Source organism: Sphaerochaeta sp. S2 (assembly GCF_016406725.1).
GTDB lineage: Bacteria > Spirochaetota > Spirochaetia > Sphaerochaetales > Sphaerochaetaceae > Sphaerochaeta.
Map to the genome: position 1 here is coordinate 1 of NZ_JAEKNT010000065.1, position 1,185 is coordinate 1,185.

Annotated in this window: 1 protein-coding gene; it reads right to left on the bottom strand. The window is 33.4% G+C overall.

Going from position 1 to position 1,185, the window contains the following annotated elements; translation table 11 throughout:
* Positions 1 to 1,128, bottom strand: a 1,128-nt coding sequence (locus JF818_RS16295) for a sigma 54-interacting transcriptional regulator (RefSeq protein WP_233065418.1), incomplete at its 3' end; no start/stop codon positions are given.
* Positions 1,129 to 1,185: the final 57 nt, after the last annotated feature.

Below are 1,185 nucleotides of genomic sequence, written 5' to 3' on the forward strand. Positions count from 1 at the left end.
TTCACCAATCTCATCTAAGAAAATTGTACCACCATCTGCTAGATGAAACTTTCCAATCTTACCACCTTTTCTTGCACCTGAAAATGCACCATCCTCATATCCAAACAATTCTGATTCCATTAAATCCTCAGGGATCGCTGAACAATTTATTGCGACAAACAATTCATCTTTTCTAGAACTTACATTATGTATTAGTCTTGCGATTACTTCTTTACCTGTCCCGGTTTCACCTTCTATAAGAACGGTAGAATCACTGTTTGATATTTGCTTAATCCGTTCTTTAACCTCTTTTATCTGCACGCTCTCGCCTATGAGATCATCAAAGGCTACATCCATTGAATGTGTATAAAGTTCATTCATTTCAACGGCGATATCCTTTAGCGATCTAAAGGTAATCAAAGCGCCTCTATCTTGATCATTTAGAACGACTGGCTTAGAACTTATGATAAAATCATATTTTTTATCAATTTTTACTTCTTTATATTTAACTTCACTTTTATTGAGTAAAAGTTTGATACATTCTGCATCAAAAAACTCACTGAGGTGTTCCGGTTTTTTACGGTTGAAGACCTTTTTAAAATTTAGATTGGTTTGAAGGATTTCACCATTATTGGAAACCAACACTAGGAATTGATCAATGGAATCTAAAACCACTTCCCTTCTTTTCTTCAATAAAGATATAACTTCGTAGTCTTGTTCTTCTTTTAATTTATTTACAATCAATTCAATCATATGATCAACAAACTTAAGATAATTTTCTTGATTACTGATCATTTTATCTCGATCGCTTAATGTATTGGCAATCACACCAACACTTCCTAAAATATCTCCTTGGTAGAAGATTGGTATCCCTATAATCATTTCAACTAAACAGCTATTTCTTTGCGTACAAAACTTACAACCCTTATTGTCATCCTTTGAGTTAAGAACAACGCGTTTCTTTTCCTCAATGACACGTGCAAGTATCGAATCTGTTCTAATGCACTCATTTTCTGAAACAGAAGCCAGATCACTATCGCCAATGATTTGCAGCGTTTTATCTACAATCAGTACATCGAACTGAAGTACATTTGCAATGATATTAGCTGTTTGATCCACATAATTTGAAATTCTTTTTAGAGATACCATTTCTCCTCCTATTGGTTTACATATTTAATAATCTCATGATAAGTCATACCTTCTAGT